Here is a 314-nt window from a genome sequence, read left to right as displayed (position 1 = left end):
GACGTGGTGGAGGGGCACGGCACGGGTACGACCCTGGGTGATCCGATCGAGGCGCAGGCGCTGCTGGCCACGTACGGACAAAACCGCCCGGTCGAGCGGCCGTTGTGGCTGGGGTCGGTGAAATCGAACATCGGACACACGCAGGCTGCCGCCGGGGTGGCCGGGGTGATCAAAATGGTGATGGCCATGCGGCACGGCGTCGCTCCGGCGTCGCTGCACGTTGACGAGCCCTCGCCGCACGTGGACTGGGAGTCCGGCGCCGTACGCCTGCTGACCGAGCCGATGCCCTGGCCGGACACCGACCGCCCACGCCG

The 314-nt window shown here is 70.7% G+C and carries 1 protein-coding gene; it reads left to right on the top strand.

Annotated features, from left to right (window positions below; translation table 11 throughout):
* The coding region (locus AC5P1B_RS35925) for a hypothetical protein (RefSeq protein WP_493892234.1) at positions 1-314 on the top strand (314 nt) is incomplete at both ends.

This window comes from Streptomyces sp. A01 (assembly GCF_059026195.1).
This window is presented reverse-complemented; position numbering and strand designations above follow the sequence as displayed.